Source organism: Roseateles sp. P5_E1 (assembly GCF_054049335.1).
Genome location: NZ_JBFUMN010000523.1, coordinates 1 through 506, shown reverse-complemented (window position 1 = coordinate 506; position 506 = coordinate 1). Strand labels below are relative to the sequence as shown.

General features: G+C 63.5%; 1 protein-coding gene. It reads right to left on the bottom strand.

Going from position 1 to position 506, the window contains the following annotated elements:
* Positions 1-122: 122 nt before the first annotated feature.
* On the bottom strand, positions 123-506 hold a 384-nt coding region (gene rplK, locus ACXJKJ_RS32435; RefSeq protein WP_457395877.1), incomplete at its 5' end, for a 50S ribosomal protein L11.

The window sequence follows — 506 nt, the reverse complement described above, 5'->3', positions numbered from 1 at the left end:
GACTCGACGAACTTGGCCTTGGTCGAGGTCTTGATGATCTTGATGGCTTCATCGAAGCCGTAGGCCTTGCCCGGAACCACTGCGGCCAGGATGGCCTTCTGTCGCTTGTTCATTGCCATGACTTAGCCCTCCACCACCAGACCCATGGAACGGGCGGAGCCCGCAATCGTCTTCACCGCCGCGTCCAGATCGGCCGCAGTCAGGTCGGCTTCCTTCGCCTTGGCGATGTCTTCCAGCTGCTTGCGGGTGACCTTGCCCACCTTCTCGGTGTTCGGGCGCTTGGAGCCGGACTGGATGCCGGCAGCCTTCTTCAGCAGCACCGAAGCCGGGGTCGACTTGGTGACGAAGGTGAAGGTACGGTCGGAATAGGCCGTGATGATGACCGGSRYCGGCAGACCCGGCTCSAGCTTGGAGGTCGCCGCGTTGAACGCTTTGCAGAACTCCATGATGTTCAGGCCGCGCTGGCCGAGGGCAGGACCCACCGGCGGCGACGGGTTGGCCTGGCC